The 20,883-nt window shown below is 67.1% G+C and carries 21 protein-coding genes; 2 read left to right on the forward strand and 19 right to left on the reverse strand.

Going from position 1 to position 20,883, the window contains the following annotated elements; genetic code table 11:
* Nucleotides 1-44: 44 nt before the first annotated feature.
* The 5 genes from J0I42_RS21660 to yajC form a co-directional block, all read right to left on the reverse strand.
* On the reverse strand, nt 45-956 hold the full coding sequence (locus J0I42_RS21660) for a phytoene/squalene synthase family protein (protein WP_465247709.1): 912 nt from the start codon (nt 954-956) through the stop codon (nt 45-47).
* An 80-nt stretch (nt 957-1,036) separates the two neighbouring features.
* Complete coding sequence (locus tag J0I42_RS21665) at nt 1,037-1,414, reverse strand: Mth938-like domain-containing protein (protein WP_291657944.1); 378 nt, start codon at nt 1,412-1,414, stop codon at nt 1,037-1,039.
* Nucleotides 1,415-1,422: 8 nt separating this feature from the next.
* Nucleotides 1,423-2,382: a protein translocase subunit SecF gene (gene secF, locus J0I42_RS21670; RefSeq protein WP_291657978.1), complete on the reverse strand. Its 960-nt coding sequence runs from the start codon at nt 2,380-2,382 to the stop codon at nt 1,423-1,425.
* A 33-nt stretch (nt 2,383-2,415) separates the two neighbouring features.
* Entirely contained in the window at nt 2,416-4,026 is a 1,611-nt protein-coding gene (gene secD / locus J0I42_RS21675; RefSeq protein ID WP_291657945.1) for a protein translocase subunit SecD, read from the reverse strand.
* Nucleotides 4,027-4,090: 64 nt separating this feature from the next.
* Nucleotides 4,091-4,366 carry a preprotein translocase subunit YajC gene (gene yajC, locus J0I42_RS21680; RefSeq protein ID WP_291657981.1) on the reverse strand — a complete coding sequence of 92 codons (276 nt, stop codon included), beginning with the start codon at nt 4,364-4,366 and terminating at the stop codon, nt 4,091-4,093.
* 339 nt (nt 4,367-4,705) lie between these two features.
* Between yajC and J0I42_RS21685 the strand changes: the two genes are divergently transcribed.
* Nucleotides 4,706-5,590 carry an ATP-binding protein gene (locus tag J0I42_RS21685; protein ID WP_291657946.1) on the forward strand — a complete coding sequence of 295 codons (885 nt, stop codon included), beginning with the start codon at nt 4,706-4,708 and terminating at the stop codon, nt 5,588-5,590.
* A gap of 215 nt (nt 5,591-5,805) precedes the next feature.
* On the opposite strand, the gene J0I42_RS21690 is transcribed toward J0I42_RS21685, so the two are convergent.
* Nucleotides 5,806-7,071 (reverse strand): peptidoglycan DD-metalloendopeptidase family protein, encoded by a 1,266-nt coding sequence (locus J0I42_RS21690; RefSeq protein ID WP_291657948.1) that lies wholly within the window; start codon nt 7,069-7,071, stop codon nt 5,806-5,808.
* Between the two features lie 330 nt (nt 7,072-7,401).
* Here J0I42_RS21690 and J0I42_RS21695 point away from each other — a divergent pair, with 330 nt between their 5' ends.
* Complete coding sequence (locus tag J0I42_RS21695) at nt 7,402-7,638, forward strand: hypothetical protein (RefSeq protein ID WP_291657950.1); 237 nt, start codon at nt 7,402-7,404, stop codon at nt 7,636-7,638.
* Between the two features lie 51 nt (nt 7,639-7,689).
* Here the strand turns inward: J0I42_RS21695 and J0I42_RS21700 are convergent, their stop codons facing one another.
* From J0I42_RS21700 to argS, 13 genes are all read right to left on the reverse strand, one after another.
* A complete protein-coding gene (locus tag J0I42_RS21700; protein ID WP_291657952.1) occupies nt 7,690-8,352 on the reverse strand; it encodes a protein-L-isoaspartate O-methyltransferase family protein in 663 nt (220 codons plus the stop codon).
* 19 nt (nt 8,353-8,371) lie between these two features.
* A complete protein-coding gene (gene surE / locus J0I42_RS21705) occupies nt 8,372-9,133 on the reverse strand; it encodes a 5'/3'-nucleotidase SurE (protein WP_291657954.1) in 762 nt (253 codons plus the stop codon).
* 4 nt (nt 9,134-9,137) lie between these two features.
* On the reverse strand, nt 9,138-10,439 hold the full coding sequence (gene serS, locus J0I42_RS21710; protein ID WP_291657956.1) for a serine--tRNA ligase: 1,302 nt from the start codon (nt 10,437-10,439) through the stop codon (nt 9,138-9,140).
* 224 nt (nt 10,440-10,663) lie between these two features.
* On the reverse strand, nt 10,664-11,476 hold the full coding sequence (gene tatC, locus J0I42_RS21715; protein ID WP_291657958.1) for a twin-arginine translocase subunit TatC: 813 nt from the start codon (nt 11,474-11,476) through the stop codon (nt 10,664-10,666).
* Nucleotides 11,473-12,141 (reverse strand): Sec-independent protein translocase protein TatB, encoded by a 669-nt coding sequence (gene tatB, locus J0I42_RS21720; RefSeq protein WP_291657960.1) that lies wholly within the window; start codon nt 12,139-12,141, stop codon nt 11,473-11,475. The genes tatC and tatB overlap by 4 nt, the downstream gene beginning before the upstream one ends.
* Before the next feature lie 140 nt (nt 12,142-12,281).
* Nucleotides 12,282-12,530, reverse strand: a complete 249-nt coding sequence (locus J0I42_RS21725) for a twin-arginine translocase TatA/TatE family subunit (RefSeq protein WP_291657961.1) — start codon at nt 12,528-12,530, stop codon at nt 12,282-12,284.
* Nucleotides 12,531-12,611: 81 nt separating this feature from the next.
* Nucleotides 12,612-13,652, reverse strand: a complete 1,041-nt coding sequence (locus J0I42_RS21730; RefSeq protein ID WP_465247710.1) for an ABC transporter ATP-binding protein — start codon at nt 13,650-13,652, stop codon at nt 12,612-12,614.
* Between the two features lie 113 nt (nt 13,653-13,765).
* On the reverse strand, nt 13,766-14,464 hold the full coding sequence (gene scpB / locus J0I42_RS21735; protein WP_291657965.1) for an SMC-Scp complex subunit ScpB: 699 nt from the start codon (nt 14,462-14,464) through the stop codon (nt 13,766-13,768).
* Nucleotides 14,461-15,291, reverse strand: coding sequence for a segregation and condensation protein A (locus tag J0I42_RS21740; RefSeq protein ID WP_291657966.1), 831 nt, complete (start codon nt 15,289-15,291; stop codon nt 14,461-14,463). Before J0I42_RS21740 ends, scpB begins: the two co-directional genes overlap by 4 nt.
* A gap of 48 nt (nt 15,292-15,339) precedes the next feature.
* Nucleotides 15,340-16,350 carry a beta-N-acetylhexosaminidase gene (gene nagZ, locus J0I42_RS21745; protein ID WP_291657968.1) on the reverse strand — a complete coding sequence of 337 codons (1,011 nt, stop codon included), beginning with the start codon at nt 16,348-16,350 and terminating at the stop codon, nt 15,340-15,342.
* A 117-nt stretch (nt 16,351-16,467) separates the two neighbouring features.
* Nucleotides 16,468-17,562, reverse strand: coding sequence for a TRAP transporter substrate-binding protein (locus tag J0I42_RS21750; RefSeq protein WP_291657969.1), 1,095 nt, complete (start codon nt 17,560-17,562; stop codon nt 16,468-16,470).
* A gap of 183 nt (nt 17,563-17,745) precedes the next feature.
* On the reverse strand, nt 17,746-19,338 hold the full coding sequence (locus J0I42_RS21755) for an SPOR domain-containing protein (protein ID WP_291657970.1): 1,593 nt from the start codon (nt 19,336-19,338) through the stop codon (nt 17,746-17,748).
* A gap of 99 nt (nt 19,339-19,437) precedes the next feature.
* The coding region (argS, locus tag J0I42_RS21760; protein WP_291657971.1) for an arginine--tRNA ligase at nt 19,438-20,883 on the reverse strand (1,446 nt) is incomplete at its 5' end.

Below are 20,883 nucleotides of genomic sequence, written 5' to 3' on the forward strand. Positions count from 1 at the left end.
CATCGCAAATCGGAGCGCGATACGCGACCGAGGGCCAACGTCTTTCACTTTCGCCGCGACGCCCGCCACAGCACCCATTGCCGCCGCCAGGCCGGCAGGGTGATGATCGTGCGGTAAGGATCGTAGCCACCGATCTCCATCCGCTTGAGATAGGGCTCGACCAGCGCGACCGGCAGGAAGGCCGGCTTCAGGCCGGACGGGATCGTCTCACCGAGGCTGGTCAGCTTCTTCAGGTGTCCGCGCGTGATCTCGCGCAGCTCTTTCAGCGAATAGAGCACGCCCGGTCCACCGCGCCCGCGCACGATATCGTCCCGCGTCACGCCGTTGCGAGCGAGGATATCGGCCGGCAGATAGACCTGCCCTTCGGCCGCATGCCAGGGAAAGGCGCGCATCAGCCCGGTCAACGCATAGGCGACGCCGGCATGTCCGCAGGCCGTTGCGCCGCCGGGATCGCGCCCGCCCGCCAGGACGATGCAGGCGAGCCGGATCACCGCGCTCGCCGTTTCGCCCGCATAGCCCTCCAGATCGCGCAAGGACGGCATCGGATCGTCATAGAGGTCGAAGATGCGCGCATCGATCAGCGCCGTCAGGGGTGCGACCGGCAGGCGATAGCGCCGGATGGTGTCGAGCAGAGCCGCGGCGACCGGGTGCGCCTGCGTTTCGCCGCTGGCCTGGCCTTCGAGCACGTCGCGCCACCATTGCAGCCGGACTTCGCCCGGCAGCGGCTCGCTGACCAGCACCCTGACCCGGGCGATCTCCAGGCTGAAGGCATAGAGTGCATAGAGCGCGGCACGGCGATCCTCGGGAGCGTAGAGCCCGGCGATATAGCGATCCTGGTCCTGCTCGCGAACCAGATCGGCGCAATGGGCATAGGCCTCCGGCAGGCGCGCCGGCGCGATCTCCCTGCGGTCGTCGGTATCGGTCTGCGGCATCGTCCCGCCTCGGCCCGTCGTCATGCGGCCGTTCCCAATCTTAGGGCAAGCGCCCTGTCCCCGCTACACATCGTCGGCATGGCCGGCTTCTCGGATCGTCAGCCTCAGTCGACTGCGATCAGGGCAGCGGCCACCCGCCGATCCTCGCCGACGAGGACATTGTAGGTCCGCGCCGCCGCGCCGGTCGCCATGCCCTCCACGGCGATCCCCGCCTGCTTCAGCGGATCACGCAGAGCAGGCGGAATGAAGGCGATCTCCGGCCCCGTGCCGATCAGCAGGAAATCGATGGTGCCCGCCTCGTCGAGAACCGGCTGCAGGCTCTCGATCGTGACCTCGGAAAAGCGTGTCACCGGCCAGATGCGGATGCCGGCCGGCGTTGCGATGATCGAGCCCTTGTGACTCATCTCGGCGAAGCGAAACCCGCCCGCGCCGATGGCGTCGAGCGGAAAGCGGCCGGGAACGAAGCCATCGAACCGCGGCACGGCCGCGATCAGGCCTTCGCCTTGGCGGCGGAAGCCTTGGCTCGCGCTGCCTCCTGCGCCTCCTCGCGGGCACCGGCCGAGCGCACGTCCATGTAGAGCAGCACAGGCGTCGAGACGAACATCGCCGAGTAGGTGCAGACCACGACGCCGAACAGCATGACGAGCGCGAAACCCTCGATCGCCGTGCCGCCGAACAGCACGAGCGCGAGCAGCGAAAGGAATGTCGTGGTCGCCGTCATCGCCGTGCGCGACAGCGTCGAGTTGACCGAGAGATCGAGAAGCTCTGCGATCGGCATGGTCTTGTAGCGGCGCAGCAGTTCGCGCGTGCGGTCGAACACCACCACGGTCTCGTTCAGCGAATAGCCGACGATGGTCAGGATCGCCGCGATCGAAGTCAGGTTGAACTCGAGCTGCGTGATCAGGAAGAAACCTATCGTCAGCACGATGTCGTGCAGCGTGCCGAGGATCGCGCCGATCGCCAGCGGCATCTCGAAGCGGAACCAGAGATAGATCAGCACGCCAACGATCGCGAGCACGACGCCGAGCGTACCGGCCTGCACCAGTTCGCCCGAAACGCGCGGGCCCACAGTCTCGACGCGACGGAAGTCATAGTTGGAGGCGAAGGCCTCGCGTGCCTTGACCACCACTGCCTGCTGCGCCGTCTCGCCGCCCGGCTGCATGCCGAAGCGCATCGAGACCTCGCCGCCCGAGCCGAATTCCTGCACTTCGGCCTCGCCGAAGCCAAGCCCGTTGGCGGTGTGGCGGATCTGGGCGATGTCGACGGCAGCGCCCTTCGTCTGCATCTCGATCAGGGTGCCGCCCTTGAAGTCGATGCCGAAATTCAGGCCGACCGTGAGGAAGAGAGCGAGCACCAGAATCGAATAGGCGGCCGACAGCGGATAGCTGAAGCGGCGGAACCAGACGAATTTGAACTTGGTGTTGTCGGGAACGATACGAAGCAGGCGCATGCGCATGGCCAATCTCCTGAGGGGTTGGCAGCGTCAGAACGGGAGATGCTTGGGCTTGGCCCAGCGATACCAGATCGCGATCAGCATCCGGGTCAGCGTCACCGCCGTGATGACGGTGGTGAGGATGCCGAGGATGAACACCACCGCGAAGCCGCGCACCGGGCCGGAGCCGAGCGAGAACAGGGCCACCGCCGCGATCAGCATGGTGACGTTGGAGTCGATGATCGTCGCGAAGGCGCGCTGGAATCCGGCTTCGATCGCTGAGACGAGGCTGCGCCCCTGATGCTCCTCCTCGCGCATGCGTTCGTAGATCAGCACGTTGGAGTCGACCGCCGTGCCGATGGTCAGCACGATACCGGCGATGCCGGGCAGCGTCATCGTCGCACCGAGGAAGGACATCAGGCCGAAGATCAGGCCGACATGGACCAAAAGCGCCACGCTCGCGATCATCCCGAAGATCCCGTAGGTCGCCAGCATGTAGATCACCACCAGCACGGTCGCGATCAGCGTCGCCATCTTGCCGGCCTGGATCGAATCGGCACCGAGGCCGGGACCGACCGTGCGCTCCTCGACGATCGTCATCTTGGCGGGCAGCGCGCCGGCGCGCAGCAGGATCGACAGGTTGTTGACCTGCTCGACGGTGAAGTTGCCGGAGATCTGACCCGAACCGCCCGTGATCGGCGACTGGATCACTGGCGACGAGATCACCTTGTTGTCGAGCACAATCGCCAGCGGGCGGCCGAGATGCTCGGTGGTGATCTGGCCGAAGCGCTGGGCGCCGCGGATGTTGAAACGGAAATTCACGATCGGGGTGCCGCTGCGCGAATCGAAAGCCGGCTGGGCGTCGATCAGGTCGCCGCCATCGACCGAAGGCTGACGCAGCACGGGAACCATCTGGCCGCCGGCATCCTGCGAGGGCAGCATGTCGACATCGCTGCTGTTGGCGTCGCCGACGAGGCGGAACTCCAGTTTCGCGGTTTCGCCCAGAATTTCCTTCAGGCGCTGCGGGTTCTGCAAGCCCGGGACCTGCACCAGGATGCGGTCGAGGCCCTGACGCTGGATATTCGGCTCGGTGGTGCCCAGCGCGTCGACGCGCCGACGCAGCACTTCCATGGCCTGCTCGACGGCCCGGCGGATGCGTTCGTTCGAGCCCGCCTCGGTGACCATGACCTGGATCAGCCCGTCCGGCTGCTCCGCGATGCTGATCGACTGGTTGCCGGAGGGCCCGAACGCGCCGAGGGTACCGATCGGCTGGGCGAGTTCACGCAGCTTGGGCAGCACGCGTCCGCGCTCGGCTGCATCCGTAACGCGCACCTGCACACCGCGCGGCGTCGTCTGGATACCGCCCTGGGGCGCGGCGCGCTCCTCGCGGAGGATGCGGCGGACGTCGTCGCGCAACTGCGTCACCTGACTGCGCACCAGCTCGGCCCGGTCGATCTCGAGCAGGACATGCGATCCGCCTTGCAGATCGAGCCCGAGCACCACCGCATGGATCGGCAGCAGAGCGCGTGGAATCCAGGACGGGGCGTTGGTTTCGATCGCCTTGCGCGTCTCAGGCGACAAGAGGTTCGGCACGGCGAGCCCGCAGCCGACGAGCAGCACGAGCAGGACGAGAATGACCTTGCGGGCCTGGAGACGAAGCATCTGCGTGAACAGCCTTGTTGTCGTGGCGGAGCTCCCGTGGCGAAGAGCCCGGGCCGCCGCGTTCTCAGTTCTTGACCGGCTCGTTCTTGGAGCGGACGTCCTGGATCATGCCGCGCACGATGCGCACGCGCACGCCATCGGCGATCTCGACCTCGATCTCGCCATCGTCGACGACCTTCGAGACCTTCCCGATCATGCCGCCGGAGGTGACGACGGTGTCGCCGCGGCGCACGTTCTTGATCAGCTCCTGATGGGCCTTGGCCCGGCGCTGCTGCGGCCGGATGATCAGGAACCACATGATGACGAAGATCAGCAGGAACGGCACGAGCTGGATCAGCATATCGGCGCCGCCACCGGCTCCGGAGGCCTGGGCGAAAGCGGGGGTGATCACGAATACACTCCTCTGGTACGGCGGCGGCACGCCGCCGACCGCAGGTCTCTAGATGGAAAGACGCGGCAAAACCATCGCCCGGCCGGAAAATCGCGCGGACTATAGCCAGCAACGCCGTGAAATCAATCGGACGCGCCCCGCCTTCCGCACGCGATCCCTCACCTATGGGCTGACTGTCTTTCGCGCAATGCCCCTTGCGCACGATCCACGACGCGGTTTAGCTAACCGAGAGAACCGTACCGGACGGTACGGTACGGTTTGACCGAACGAAACGAAAGCGCCGCAGCCATGACCACGACCGAAACCGCCCCCGATCAGACGCTCGCCACGCTGCTGCGGATCGCCGACGCGCTGGAACGCATTGCCCCGCCCCGCCGCAAGGCCGCCGACCTCGAGGCCGCCGACGCCTTCGTCTGGCAGGCGGCGGGTTCTGAGCTTCTGCCAGTGCCGAAGGTCAATCGCGTCGCGCTCTCGCTTTTGCGCGGCGTCGACCGTGTCCGCGATACGCTGGCGGAGAATACCGAGCGCTTCGCCAAGGGCCTGCCGGCCAACAACGTGCTGCTCTGGGGCGCGCGCGGCATGGGGAAGTCCTCACTGGTGAAGGCCGTCCATGCCGACACAAACCTGCGCCTCGCCAAGGACGCCCTGCCGCTGAAGCTGATCGAGATCCATCGGGAGGACATCGAAAGCCTGCCGGCGTTGATGAGCCTGTTGCGCAATGACCCTCACCGCGCCATCGTTTTCTGCGACGACCTGTCCTTCGACAGCGACGACACCTCCTACAAATCCCTGAAGGCCGTGCTCGACGGCGGCGTCGAGGGGCGGCCCGACAATGTCGTGTTCTATGCCACCTCGAATCGCCGCCACCTGCTGCCGCGCGACATGATGGACAACGAGCGCTCGACCTCGATCAATCCCGGCGAGGCGATCGAGGAGAAGGTCTCGCTGTCGGACCGCTTCGGCCTCTGGCTCGGCTTCCACAAATGCAGCCAGGACGAGTATCTGGAGATGATCAACGGCTATGCCGGCCATTTCGGGCTGACTGTTGCGCCCGAAGAACTGCGGCGCGACGCGCTGGAATGGTCGACGACGCGTGGCTCCCGCTCCGGCCGCACCGCCTGGCAATACATCCAGGACCTCGCCGGCCGGCTGGGCCGGAAGCTGGAAGGGTAAGGCGCCCGCACGTGATGGTCGGGCTCGTCCCGACCATCCACGTCTTCCTCGGTCGAACTGCCCGTTCAAGACATGGATGCTCCCCGCAAGGGCGAGCATGAAAGGTCGAACGAACGAAAACGGGGCCGCCCTTTTCTGGGGCAGCCCCGTTCTTTTCGATCGGGAGGGTCTCGCGGAACCGATCGAAGGGAGAAACTTCGTCCGCAGCTCCCGGATCAGTTGTTAAGATAGGGCGTCGGATCGACCGGTGCGGAACCCTTGCGCAGTTCGAAATGAAGCTGCGGCGAGGAAACATTGCCGGTCTGGCCGGAGCTGGCGACGACCTGGCCGCGCTTGACGGTGTCGCCGCGCTTCACCTTGAGTTCGCCGTTATGGGCATAGGCCGAGACATAGCCGTTCGGATGGCGGATCAGGACGAGATTGCCGTAGCCCTTCAGCTCGCTGCCGGCATAGGCCACCGTGCCGCCCTCGGCCGCCTTGACGGGCGTGCCCTCGGGAACCGCGATATTGATGCCCTCGTTGCCGCCCTTGCCGCTATAACCGGAGATCACGCGGCCACGGGCCGGCCAGCGGAAATCCGCCTTGTCGGCCGAGGAAACCGCCTCTTCTTCCTGCTTCGGAATGCTGGCGGTGGTCTTCGGCTCCGGGGCCGGATCGGCCTTCGGGATCGCGGTCGGCCTCGACTCGGTGGACGGAGCGCTCGCGACGACCACCGGTTTCGCCGGCTGGGCGACGGGCGCCGCAACCTTCGCGGGCTTGGCTTCGGGAACAGGCTTCGCGACGGCGACAGGCACCGCAGCCGGCTTGGCGGCGGGCGTCGGCAAAGCCGCGGTCTTGCGAGCATCAGCCTTGGCCTTCGCCTCGGCGGCGAAACGGGCTCGTGATTCCTTCATGGCCTGCGCGTCGGCCGCGGCTTTCGCCTTGGCTTCGGCAGCGGCGGCGGCCTTCGCCTCGGCTGCAGCCCTGGCCTGAGCCTTCGGATCGACCGCAGCCGGCGGCGAGACGCGCGGGGCAGCCGACGGGCCGGCAACGAAGCGCTGCGTCTCGGCCGGGGTCTGGGCGACCTGTCGGGCCGGCGTCGGCGCAGAGGACGCGGACGCATTGTAGACGGGAATGGTGATGCGTGTGCCGGGAGTGACATTCGCACTGCTCAGCCCGTTGGCCGACATGATGGCGGCCCGCGGCACGCCGTAGCGCGACGAAATCGTGTCGAGCGTCTCGCCCTGAGCGAGGACGACGGGCGTACCGCCCTGCGCGGACCAGCCGGCAGCGCCGCCGGCGACAGCCTGCGGAGCCGGCGAACCCAGCGCAACGGAGGATTGCGGTGGTGGCAGAGGCTGGGCCCGAATGACAGGCGCCGAAGCCACCGGCTGCAGCGGCGCGCCCGACACCTGCCCGATCGAACCGGTCGTAACCGGATCTCGAACCGGCGCCTGCGCCGATTTGAAAGGACTGTCGAACGGCGTATCGGTGAAGCGCATCGCGTCCGACGAGCAGGCACTGACGCTGAGAGCGAACAGGCACACCGTCGATAAACGGCGGAGAGCGCGGGGATTGATCGATCCGGCTTGGCTACGCATGAACTGAGTACTCGCGAACGACGCAACTCGATGACCGCGATTAAAGTCCCGTTGAGCTTAATTTCGCGTAAACGCGATCAGAAACTTGGTTGACGCCGCCGGGATCACAAACGTATCGAGACCGGCGGGGCACGCCCGGCGCTTCGCGCCCGGTCATGGAGTTGCGGGAGCGCCGGGCTTGCGATAACGCTCGGCCGAACGGCGCTGTCGGCCGAGCCGATTCTGAAGCAGATGCACGGGACCTGGCGGTCGGAAAAGCAGTTAATCCTGATCGACACCGAGAGAATGCTCGGCAATACTGACGTCACCCGGCCATTTCAGCGCGACGCACTCAGGCTGCGCAACATTTCCGGCCAGATGATCGTCTTCGAAATCGGCAGCAGGCGCTTTATCGGGTTCTTCGATCGAAACGAGCTCCGCCTGACCGGCGGCGGCATCGAGAGCCCCGAGACCCTACATCGCCAATAGCCGGGTTCGTCGCGCCGGGGAACCATCGCCAGGGCAAGCGCATGCGGATGGCTACAACGCGCGAGACCGGCCGGGGATCAGGGGCGGCAGGCGCAAAGCGGGCCCGGTCGCATGGTCGAACTGCCCGTCGTCGACATGTGTGACCACTACCCGCCGCGCCGCGCCCTCGACACGCAGAGCGCCGACGAGCCGGCCGCCGGGTGACAGCCGCGCCAGTAGAGCTTCGGGTACGGCCTGTGTGACGCCGTTGACGAGGATGCGGTCGAAGCGCCCGAGCGTTCGGTCCGGCTGGAATCCGTCGGCATGGCGCAGATCGACAGCTCCGCCGAAACCGCTGTCGGAAACGCGCTCATGTGCTGCCAATGCCAGCGAGCGATAGCGCTCCAGCGAGACGACTTCGCCCCCCATCGCGGCCAGCAGCGCCGAGACATAGCCGGAGCCGGTGCCGACCTCGAGCACCCGCGCGCCCGGTTGCATGTCGAGCGCGCCGAGCAGATTGGCGACGGTATGCGGCGCGGTCATCGTCTGGCCGCAGGGCAGCGGCACCGAGACATCCTGCCGGGCGAGATCGGCGAAGCGGGCCGGCGCGAAGCGATCGCGCGGCACCCGCTCCATCGCGCGCAACAACGCGAGATCGCGCACGCCGCGCGCGCGCAGCGAGAGCAGGAAGGCGACCGTGCGCTCGCCTTCGCTGGCCGGCGCGTCCTCGCTCATGCCCCTCCCCGCCCCAGGCTCAGGCGAAGAGCTGCGCGAAGCGCGTCAGCGTCGGCTCATGCGTCAGGTCGAGTTCGAGCGGCGTGATCGAGATGCGCTTTTCGGCCAGCGCCTTCAGGTCGGTGCCGTTGGCCGGCTCCCTGCCGCTACGCCGGAAGGCGATCCAGAAATAGGGATTGCCGCGGCCGTCCTTGCGCGGCTCGAGCTGGACCAGCTCCTGGTCGCGCCGTCCCTGCACGGTGACGGCGACGCCCTCGACCTCGTCCGGCCCCGCATTGGGGAAGTTGAGGTTGAACAGCACGCCTTCCGGGATGCCCTCCTCCAGCAAACGGCGAATGATGCCCGGCGCATGGCTCTCGGCGCAGTCCCAGCGGATCGTGTCGCGATTGCCGGGCATATAGGCTTGGCTGATGGCGATCGAGGGCACACCGAGCAGCGTGCCTTCCATCGCCGCCGCGATGGTGCCGGAATAGGTCACATCCTCGGCGACGTTCGAGCCGCGATTGACGCCCGACAGCACGAGATCGGGCCGCGCATCGGCCATCACCGAGCGCACCGCCATGATCACGCAATCGGTCGGCGTCCCCTGCACCGCGTAGCGCTTCTGGCCGATCTCGCGCAGACGCAGCGGGTTCGACAGCGACAGCGAATGCGCGACGCCGGACTGGTCGGTCTCTGGCGCCACGACCCAGACATCGTCGGAGAGCTGGCGCGCGATGCGCTCCAGCACGGCGAGACCCTCGGCATGGATGCCGTCATCATTGGTAACCAGGATACGCATGTTCTCAGGCCGCCTTTTCGATCCGCGTCACGCCGCGCATATAGGGCACCAGCACGTCCGGCACGGTGATCGAGCCGTCCGCGTTCTGGTAGTTCTCCATCACCGCGATCAGCGCACGGCCGACCGCCGTGCCCGAACCGTTGAGGGTGTGCACGAAGAAGGGCCCCTTGCCGTCCTTCGTCTTGTAGCGGGCGTTCATGCGCCTCGCCTGGAAATCGCCGCAGACCGAGCAGGACGAGATCTCGCGATAGGCCTTCTGGCCGGGCAGCCAGGCCTCGATGTCCCATGTCTTCTGCGAAGCGAAGCCCATGTCGCCCGTGCACAGCGTCATGACGCGATAATGCAGGTCGAGCTTCTTCAGCACGGCCTCGGCGCAGGCGAGCATGCGCTCGTGCTCCTCGCGCGACTTCTCCGGCGCCGTGATCGAGACGAGCTCGACCTTCTCGAACTGGTGCTGGCGCAGCATGCCGCGCGTGTCGCGCCCGGCCGAGCCGGCCTCCGAGCGGAAGCAGGGCGTGAGGGCAGTGAATCGAAGCGGCAGCTCCTCTTCGGAGAGGATTGATTCCCTTGCCAGATTGGTCAGCGGAACCTCGGCGGTCGGGATCAGCCAATGCTCCTCGCCGGCCCGGAACTGATCTTCGCGGAATTTCGGCAACTGCGCCGTGCCGAACATCGCGTCGTCGCGTACCAGCAGCGGCGGATTGACCTCGGTATAGCCGTGCTCCTCGGTGTGCGTATCGAGCATGAACTGCCCGATCGACCGCGACAACCGCGCGATCTGGCTTTGCAGCACGACGAAGCGCGAGCCGGAGAGCTTGGCCGCCTTTTCGAAATCCATCTGGCCGAGCGCCTCGCCCAGCTCGAAATGCTGCTTGGGATCGTTGACGCCCGTGAGCAGCCCGCGCTCCTCCGGCTTCACGCCATGGACGTGCAGCACGACGTTGCCGTGCTCGTCGGCACCTTCGGGTACGTCGTCGAAGGGCGCGTTCGGAATCGCGGCGAGCTTCTCGTCGAGCGCGTCCTTGGCGGCCTTCTCCTCCGCTTCGAGCGCCGGCTGCTGCTCCTTGAGCGCCGCAACCTCGGCCTTCAGCGTGTCGGCGAGCGCGGCATCCTTCGCGCCCATCGCCTTGCCGATCTCCTTGGAGAGCGCGTTGCGGCGCTCCTGCATGGCCTGCGCCCTGGCGATCGACGAGCGGCGGACGTCATCGAGTTCGAGCAGCGAGGACGACAGCGGCGCCAGGCCCCGTCGCGTCAAGCCCCTGTCGAACGCCGCGGCGTTCTCGCGAATCCATCTGATGTCGTACATCGTCGTCCGGCCATGCATCGCTGCGGAGTGCAGCGACGCATGCTCTAGACCGGGATCGCGCGCGAGGGAACAGGTAACCTCGCAGCGAAAAGGCTCCAGAACCACGCCGTCATCCCGGACAAGCTGCGAAGCAGCGTAGATCCGGGATCCATCGTAAGGCTCTGCACCCTGCGATGGATCCCGGCGCTCCGCTTCGCTGCGGCCGGGATGACGGGCGAGATTGACTACTCCGCCGCGTCCGCTTCCGCCTTCGCGGCCTCGCCCTTCTTCTCGACCCGGCGCACCGAGAACACCGAGAGCTCGTAGAGCAGCATCATCGGGATCGCGAGCATGAGCTGCGAGATGACGTCCGGCGGCGTCAGCACGGCCGCGACGACGAAGACGAAGACGATCGCGTAGCGGCGCTTTTCCTTCAGGAACTTCGAATCGATGATGCCGGCCTGCCCCAGCAGGGTCAGGATCACCGGCAGCTGGAAGGCGATGCCGAAGGCGAAGATCAGCGTCATGATCAGCGAGAGATACTCGCTGACCTTCGGCAGCAGCGCGATGCCGGCCTGATTCTCGGTCGCCGCCTGTTGCATGCCCAGCGAGAACTTCATCAGCACCGGCATGGCGAAGAAGAAGACCAGCAGCGCGCCGAGCGTGAAGAACACCGGGGTCGCCACCAGATAGGGCGCGAAGGCCGCCTTTTCGTTCTTGTAGAGACCGGGCGCCACGAACTTGTAGATCTGCGTCGCGATCACCGGGAAGGCGAAGAAGCCGGCACCGAACGCCGCCACCTTGATGTGCGTGAAGAGCAGTTCCAGCGGGCCGGTATAGATCAACTGCGCATTGGCTGCGCTGCCGGCGGCCCAGACATAGGGCAGCACCAGGATGTTGTAGATCTGCGTCGAAAAGCCGAAACAGACGAAGAACATCAGCAGGAACGCGATCAAAGACTTGATCAGCCGCGAGCGCAGTTCAACCAGATGCTCGATGAGCGGAGCGCGCGAGGCCTCGATCTCGTCCTCGCCGTCGCGAGGATTGGCAACGCTCATGCGGAATTCTCCTCGCCCTTGGCGGTCTTGCGCTTGCGGGCGGCAGGCTTGACGGTCTCGGCCGCAGCGGCCTTGGGCTTGCGCGCGGCGGCGGCTTTCGGCGCCTTGGCCGCGACGGGAGTCGCCGGCACCTCGGCAACAGCCTTGGCGCTGCGCCTGCGAACAGGCTTCGGCGGAATGGCCTCGGCAGCGGCTAACGCCGGCGGCTCGACCACAGAGACAGCCGCCTCGGCCGCGGCCTTACGAGCGCGCTTCGGCTTGTCGACGGGCTTCGGCGCTTCGGCAGAGATCTGAACGGGCGGCAATGCCTCGGGCGGCGGCAGCGAAGCGAGCTTGGCCTCGGCCTCCTTCAGCGCGGCCTCATCCGGCTTCGGCGCGTCCGGCTTGGCGCTCTCGAAATCCTTGAGGGAATCGATCGGCTTGAAATCGGTGTTCAGCGAGTTCGACACCGATCCGCCGACATCCTCGACCTGCTTCTTCAGGTCGGCGAGTTCGGCCTCGCGCATCGCCTCGTTGAACTGCCCCTGGAATTCCGACGCCATGCGCCTGATCCGGCCCACCGTCTGGCCGACAGTACGCAGGGCCTTGGGCAGGTCCTTCGGGCCGATCACCACCAGCGCCACCGCGCCGATCAGCACCATTTCGCTCCAGGCGATGTCGAACATCGACGGCTCGTCCTCTCAAGCCCGCGCCTCGCGTCGGCCCGAAAAGTGGCTTCCACTCTTCGGGAAACCCGATGCGACAGCAGATTGACGGATCGCCGCTCACGCCCCTTCAGGACGCACGGCGATCCAGCGCGGCAGCATCAGGCCTTGTGCTCGGCCTTGGCCTGGGCCTGGGCGGCGGCGTTGTCGGCCTTCGTCTGATCGATCACCTTGGGATCGACGTTGGAAGCGGTCGGCGCCGCCGGCTCGTCATCCTCGGCCATACCCTTCTTGAACGATTTGATGCCCTTGGCGACATCGCCCATGAGTTCGGAAACCTTGCCGCGTCCGAACAGCAGCATCACGATGACGCCGACGACGATCCAGTGCCAAATGCTCACGCCACCCATGGCGAAACTCCTCCGAAATTGCGTCGACTGGGGACAGGCCCCAACCAAGTCCTTGTCCGGTCGATTGTTCGGCGGCGGAACCTATTGATCCGCGGCCGGAAACACAAGGACTTCGTCCGAGGGAATCTCGACCCCGATCTCGTCGCCCACCGCGATCTCGTCCGAGAGTGGCGCGCGAACCGACAAGGCCCGGTCGAAGCCGTCCACCGTCACCTGCAGGTGGTCGGCCTCCCCGAGGAAGCGCCGGCCTATCAATCGCCCGCGCAGATAGTAGCCCTTCGGCACGATGCGGACGCGATGCGGCCGGATGCAGACGATGGCCGCTGTCCCCTCCGCGATCCCCGGCGCGGCGAAACGGCCGAATGGCGTATCGACGGCTCCGTCGGACACCCGCCCCTCGACCTCCGTCAGATCGCAGAAAAATCGGGCGGCAAAGAGGCTGGTCGGCTGCCTGTAGAGCTCCTCGCCCGTGCCGATCTGGACGATCCGCCCTGCCCGCATCAGCACGATCCGATCGGCGATGCGCATCGCGTCCTCGGGATCATGCGTGACGATGATCGAGGTCGCACCCGTCTCATCCAGCAGGGCCGCGGTCTCGTCGCGCACCACGTCGCGCAGCCGCCGGTCGAGATTGGAGAAGGGCTCGTCCATCAGCAGCACACCCGGCCGCGGAGCGATCGCGCGGGCCAATGCCACGCGCTGCTGTTCGCCGCCCGAGAGCATATGCGGATAGGAATCGGCGAGTTCCGCGAGGCCGACGCGAGCCAGCGCGCGCAGGGCCGTGGCATCGGCCGCAGCCGGTGTCTGGCCGCGCAGGCCGAAGCAGACATTGTCGCGCACGGAAAGATGCGGAAACAGCGCGTAGTCCTGGAAGACGAATCCGACGCCGCGATGCTCCGGCTCGACGAAACGATCGGGCGCCGAGACATCGCGCCCTTCCAGCAGGACACGGCCCGCGCTCGGCCGCTCGACCCCGGCCGCGAGCCGAAGCAGCGTCGTCTTGCCGCAGCCGGACTGGCCGAGAAGCGCGACGATCTCGCCGGGCTTGACGGCGAGCGAGACGTCCGACAGCGCCGTCACCGAACCGAAGCGCTGCGTCACGTTCTCGAAGCCGAGCGCCATCGGGATCGCCGCGCCTGCAGTGCCGCGCCGGCCCCAGCCGAGCCATCCTGATTTCGTTTCCGCCAAGGTCGATCCCGCTCCGGCCGCTCTCTCCCGGCCGCTGGCCGGTTCCTTCATTCCTGTTGCGGTCCGCCTTCGCCGTCGTCAAGCGGGCTGAACAGATCGCCGAGCGGGTCCTCGTCATCGCGTAAGGACGGATCGTCGTCGGGAATCGGTACGGCGAGGTCGCGCGTCACTCGTCCTTCGATGAACCCCGTGCCCTTCAATTCCTCCAACCCCGGCAGGTCGTCGATGCGGTCGAGCCCGAAATGGTCGAGGAAACCCGGCGTCGTACCATAGGTGATCGGCCGGCCCGGCGAGCGCCGCCGCCCGCGCAGCCGCACCCAGCCCGCTTCCAGCAGGATGTCGAGCGTTCCCTTGGCGGTGGCGACGCCGCGAATCTCCTCGATCTCCGCCCTCGTCACAGGCTGGTGATAGGCAATGATCGACAGCACTTCGAGCGCAGCCCGCGACAGGCGCCGCGGCGGTTCCGCCTCGGCCGCGAGCAGGTAGCCAAGGTCCGGCGCCGTCCGGAACGCCCAGCCGCCGGCAACCTGGCGCAGAACGACCCCACGCGTCGCATAGCTCTCGACGAGTTTCACCAGCACCTGCCCGATCGCGATGCCGGCGGGAATCGCACGGCCGAGCGCCTCTGCGGTCAGCGGTACGGCCGAAGCGAAGAGCAGCGCCTCGACGACGCGCAGCGCCTGCGAAAACGCCTCCGCCCCGCCATCGGTCTCGGTATCCTCCGGTTCAGCCGCGGTGCCGGTCATGAAGCGTCCCTGGCGACGAAGGGCAGCCCTTGCGGCCGAGCCGAGCGGCGGCGCACCTGGATCGGCGCGAAAGCCTCGTCCTGCCGGAGGTCGATCATCCCTTCCCGCACCATCTCCAGCATCGCCGAGAGCGCGGAAGCCCGGACTGTCGCCCGCATCTCCCGCGCCGGCAGGCCATGCGAAGCCATGTACTGCGTGAGGTAGCCGTCGAGCTCGGTCCAGTCTCCGGCCTCCCCGACCAGCCGCTGCAACGCCTCGCGCGCCTCGACCAGCGACCAGACGGCACGATGGCCGACCGAGATATGGCCCTGCACCCGCTTCTGCCGCTGCTGGGCATAGGCTGCGAGCAGGTCGTAGAGCTCGGCTTCCCAGACGGGCCGGACGCCCGCGACGATCTCCTCCGGCGCGCCACGAGCGAACACGTCCTGCCCCAGCCGCTCGCGCGCCGATAGCTTGTTTGCGGCGGCGCGGATCCCCTCCAGCCGGCGCAGGCGCAAGGCGAGCGCGGTCGCGAGATCGGCAGCGCTCGGCTCCTCGCCCTTGGGAGGCTCAGGCAGCAGCAGGCGCGACTTGAGATAGGCGAGCCAGGCCGCCATCACGAGATAGTCTGCGGCGAGTTCGAGCCGCAGCGCCCGCGCCTCCTCGACGAAGGACAGGTATTGCTCGGCCAGCGCCAGGATCGAGATACGATGCAGGTCGACCTTCTGCCGGCGTGCGAGATCGAGCAGCAGGTCGAGCGGCCCTTCATAGCCGTCGACATCGACGACGAGCGAAGGCTCGCCCGCGCGCCCGGCGCGGTCTTCCTCGAATGGCAATTCGGCCGTCATCGAAGGCCCTGCCCCACCTGTCATCCCCGAAGGCGCAGATTCGGCCGTTCAGGCGCTCAACGCAAGCGCGGCGGCGATCTCGGCGCGCGCGGATTCCAGATCGACCGGCTCCGGCTCGTGCCGGATGCGGCCGAGCGCGGCGGCGGCACGGCGGGCGCGGGCACCGGTCATTTCAGGAACAGCCCCGGCCACCGCGATCATCTCGTCCATGATGCCATGGCAATGCAGGATGACATCGACCCCGGCGCGGATCGCGGCCCGCGACTTGGCCTCGAACGAACCGGACAGCGCCTTCATCGAGATGTCGTCGGTCATGATCAGCCCATCGAAGCCGAGCTCGCCGCGCATGATCTCGCGCACGATCTTGCGGGAGATCGTCGCCGGGTTCTTCGCGTCGAGCGCGGTGAAGACGAGATGCGCGGTCATCGCCATCGGCATGTCGGCGAGATGCCGGAACGGCCGGAAATCATGCACCCGCAGCTCCTCCAGCGAAGCATCGACGATCGGCAGGTCGTGATGGCTGTCGGCGCGCGCGCGGCCATGGCCGGGCATATGCTTGACGACCGGCAGCACGCCCCCGGCGATCAGCCCTTCGGCCGCCGCCCGGCCGAGGCGCGCCACCTGATCGGGATCATGGGCATAGGCGCGATCGCCGATCACGTCATGGCTGCCAGCGACCGGCACGTCGAGCACCGGCAGGCAATCGACATCGATGCCGACTTGTCTCAGGTCATGCGCCATCAGGCGGGCGCTGAGGCGAACGATCTCGCGCTGGCGGATGGGATCGTTGATCGCGAGGAAGGCGCGGGCTGACGGATATTTCGGCCAGTTCGGCGGCCCCATGCGCTGGACCCGACCGCCCTCCTGGTCGATCAGGATCGGCGCGTGCCAGCCGACGGTCTCGCGCATCTCGGCGGTGAGTGCCGCGACCTGCTCGGGCGACTGCGTATTGCGCTTGAAGACGATGAAGCCCCAGGGCTTGGCATCGCGGAAGAAGGCCCGCTCGTCAGCGGTGAGGCTCGTGCCGAGGCAGCCGGCGATGAAGGCGCGCGATGTCATGACATCGGGTTACGACATCGGCCCGAAAAGGCAAATGCGGTTTTCGCACCAGGTCGATGCGGGGCCGCAAAACGCGGTGCGGGCGCGGTCAGGAACCAACTGCGCCCGCACAAAGCCTCACTTCACCTGCTGGTAGACCTGCGCGTTGAAGGCGTCGAAGGGCAGTTCGGCGATGCGGAACCAGAGCTGCTCCTTCTTCCAGTACGGCAGGAAGGAATCGTAGAAGGTTTTGAAGTTCGCGTTGCTGGCGGCGAGCTCGCCATACATCGCGAAAGCCTCCTTGAACGCGGCCGTCATCACCTCCTGCGGGAAGGGCCGCAGCTCCGCGCCGGTGCCGGCGAGGCGAATCAGCGCGTCGGGGTTGTTGTGGTCGTACTTGGCCAGGCAGTTCATGTTGGCCTCGGCGCAGGCCGCCTCGACGATCGCCTTGTAGGAGGCCGGCAATTCGTTCCACTTGTCCTGGTTGGCGAGGAAGCTGACATTGGCGTTCCCCTCCCAGAAGCCGGGATAGTAGTAGTACTTGGCGACCTTCACGAAGCCGAGCTTCTCGTCGTCATAGGGGCCGGAGAACTCGACCGCGTCGAGCGTGCCGCGCTCCAGCGCCGGATAGATATCGCCGCCGCCGATCGTCTGCGGAACGACTCCGAGCCGTGCCATGATCCGTCCACCGAGGCCGGCGATGCGGAATTTGAGGCCCTTCAGGTCCTCCAGCGACTTGATCTCCTTGCGGAACCAGCCGCCCATCTGCGCGCCGGTATTGCCCGAGGGAATCGTGTGGACGTTGTAGCCCTTCATGAAGGCGCGGCAGAGCTCGAGCCCGCCGCCCTGGTAGAGCCAGGCGTTCTGCTGGCGGGCATTGAAGCCGAAGGGCAGCGAGGTCTCGAAGGCGAAAGCCGGATCCTTGCCGATATAGAAGCTCGCCAGCGTATGGCTGCACTCGACGGTGCCGTTCTGCACGGCGTCGAGCGCCTGCAGCGCCGGTACGATCTCGCCCGGCGCGAAGACCTGGATCTGGAAGTTGTTGTCGGTCGCCTCGGCCACGCGCTTCGCGACATGGGTCGAGATGCCGTAGAGCGTATCGAGGCTCTTCGGATAGCTCGAGGTCAGACGCCAGTTGATCTTGGGCTGCGACTGCGCGATCGCGGGAGCGGCGATGACGGCGCTACCTGCAGCACCGGCGCCTGCGACCTTGACGAAACTACGGCGATCCATGGGTTACCTCCTGCGTTCGGACAACCTGCCTTACCGGGTTGGCCAATCGTCGTTGGCGAGGCTACTCGCATGGCCGAACGCATGAAACAAGCGCGGCGAGGCGCCCTGTCACGCGTCTGATACAAAGGAAAACGGCGGCACCTGATGGGCACCGCCGTCGTAATCTAGCGCGGATCGGTCGGATCAGTTCTTGGCGATGAAGCACTGTCCGCCGGCAGCCTGCAGCGCCGAGCACATCGAGGTCGCGTCCTCGCGGGAGTAAGGCCCGACGCGCAGGCGGAACACGGTCTTGCCACCCGCCAGCTCAGTCTTGCGGATGATCGGCGACTGGCCGGCAAGCTGCTGCGGGTACTTGCGCTGAAGAGCTGCGAAGGTGGCGCGGGCCTCGGCGTCGCTGCCGGGCGCACCGAGCTGCACCACGAAATCACCGGTGCCGGCGCGCACGGCGGCAGTCGCCGGAGCCGGCGGCGCGGCGGCGGGGGCCGGCGCGGCACTGGCGAGACGGGTCGGCGCAGGCGGCGTCGTGGCGGCAGGCGGCGTCGTGGCGCGTTCCTGAACCTTCGGCGCGGCAGCCACGGCAGAAGGCAAAGCCGGACGCTGCGGGGCGGGATTGGTCGCCTGGCCGGCAAGCGAGCGGCTCGGCGCCGAGCCGGTCGCAATCGGCTGGTTGCTGTCGACCGCGATCGGGTTCTGGGCCGGCGTTCCGTCGGGACGGATCGACACGGTGCGGACCTTGCGCGGCTCGCCGAGGCCGGGCACCGGCGGCATCGGGCTGAGGGCCGGATCCGGCGGCACGATGCTGCGCTCGGGCGTGCTTGGCGCGGCGGCAAGCGCCGTGCCGGTGCCGGAGGTCGCCCCGGGCATGACGACGCGCGGCGGCATCGAGCGGGCCGCCTGCTGGACGTCGACAGGCTGCTCCTCGTTGTTCACGACCTTGCTCTGGGCCGGCGGGGCGTCAGGATTGCGCTCGTAGATCTGCTTGTTCTGATTCGGGATTTCCGCGCCGCCCGGATTGACCGGCTCGACCTTGACCGGCCCGGAATCGGCCGCGATTACCGGCGGCTGGCCGTCCTTGGTGGCGGTTCCTCCGCGCATGGTGAAAGCGACGCCGACACCGACGAGGCCGACGGCGATCACCGCCGCAGCCGCCCAGAGCCCCTTGCGCGAGCGGCGCGGCTCCAGGTCAGGCAGGTCGTCTTCGCCATAGCCGGGCGCCGGCATGTCCTGCTGGGCATGGCCATACTCGTAGGCGGGCTCATCCTGAACGTAGGCAGCCTGCGGTGGGTGGAACTGGGCGCCCTCGTCCAGATCGCGCGGCGGAGCAGCCCCCTGGATCGCGGCCGGGCGGGCATAGGGCAGCGGTTCGGGGAGATCGAAATCGGGCTCGAAATCGGGCTCGAAGTCGCGCTGGACCGGCTGCTGCGCCGGGACCGGCGCAGGCGCCTCCACCCGGCGCGGATCGGTGCGCCGCAGCAGCGCCTCGAATTCGTCGAGTGCGCCGCGCATCTCGGCCGGCGGCGCGTTCAACTGGGAAGCTGCGGGCGCGGGCTGCGGCGGCACGACCTCGAAGCCGGGCTCCTGGCGCGCGGCAGGCCGCGGCGGCTGACGCCGCTCGGCGAAGATATCCTTGAGCGGATCGTCCTGCCCGACGATGCGGGTCAGCTCCGCAAGCGGATCGGCCTGCTGCCCCGGGCGGGGCGCCTGCCCTGCTCCGCGGAGCTGACGCTCGAGATCTTCGAGATCGAGCGCGAAACGGTTCCTAGCTGGCTCACTCATGGTACGATCCATTCCAGCACAAGCCGCTTCCTCCTATGGAAGAACCGGGAACTCTGTGCGGTCAACCTGACCTTTGTGCGCGCCGCCGGAAAACCTCCGTCAGCGCATCTCTTCCGGCGCCGCAACTCCGGCGACAGCCAGACCGGAAGCAAGAACGCTGCGCACCGCGTGCACGAACGCCAATCTCGCCAAGGTCGACTTTCGATCAGTTTGATTAACGAACCGTAATTGCGGCGAGTCTTTGCCCTTGTTCCAGAGCGAATGGAAGGCGCTGGCCAGTTCATGCACGAAGAAGGCGACGCGATGCGGCTCGTGTGCTGCGGCAGCGCCCTCGATGATTCGCGGATACGATGCCAGCATCTTGACGATGCCGATTTCGGCCTCGTCGGTCAGGATCGACAGATCGGCTCCGGCCAGAGCCGCCGTCGACAGGTCGAGATCCGGAAAGGCCTCGCGCGCCTGCCGGAAGATCGAGGCGCAGCGCGCATGCGCGTACTGGACATAGAAGACCGGATTGTCCTTCGACTGCTCGACGACCTTGCCGAGATCGAAATCCAGCGTCGCGTCGTTCTTGCGGAAGATCATCATGAAGCGCACCGCATCGCGGCCGACCTCGTCGATGACCTCGCGCAGCGTGACGAAGTCGCCGGAACGCTTGGACATGCGCACCTGTTCGCCATTGCGCAGCAGCCGCACGAGCTGGCAGAGCTTGACGTCGAGCGAGCCCTGCCCGCCGGTCACCGCCTTCACGGCCGCCTGCATGCGCTTGACATAGCCGCCATGGTCGGCACCCCAGACGTCGATCATCTCGGGGAAGCCGCGCATGAACTTGGAGCGGTGATAGGCGATGTCGTTGGCGAAATAGGTATAGCTGCCGTCGGACTTCAGCAGCGGCCGGTCGACATCGTCGCCGAACCTGGTGGCGCGGAACAGCGTCTGCTCGCGATCCTCCCAATCCTCGTCCTTCTGGCCCTTCGGCGGCGGCAGGCGGCCTTCATAGACGAGGTCGCGCGCCCGCAGGTCCTCGATGGTCTGGTGCACGGCATTCGTATCGCCGTCACGCCCCTGCAGCGAGCGCTCCGAAAAGAAGAGGTCGTGGACGACACCGAGCGCGGCGAGATCGTCGCGGATCATCGCCATCATGCCGTCGATCGCCGCCTGCCGGACGAGTGGCAGCCAATCCCATTCGGACTTGTCGCGCAAAGCCGGCCCGTATTGCTCGGCAAGCGCCTTGCCGACCGAAACCAGATAGTCGCCGGGATAGAGCCCCTCCGGGATCGCGCCGATATCCTCGCCCAGTGCCTCGCGATAGCGCAGGAAGGCCGAGCGGGCGAGCACGTCGACCTGCGCGCCGGCATCGTTGATGTAATATTCGCGGGTGACGTCATGGCCGGCAAAGGCGAGCAGGCTCGCCAGCGCATCGCCGAACACCGCGCCGCGGCCATGGCCGACATGCATCGGCCCGGTCGGGTTGGCCGAGACATACTCGACATTGACCCTGGGCTCGGGCTTCGGTGTGCCACGCCCGTAATCCAGCCCCGCCTC

Source organism: Allobosea sp. (assembly GCF_017308015.1).
Lineage (GTDB): Bacteria > Pseudomonadota > Alphaproteobacteria > Rhizobiales > Beijerinckiaceae > Allobosea.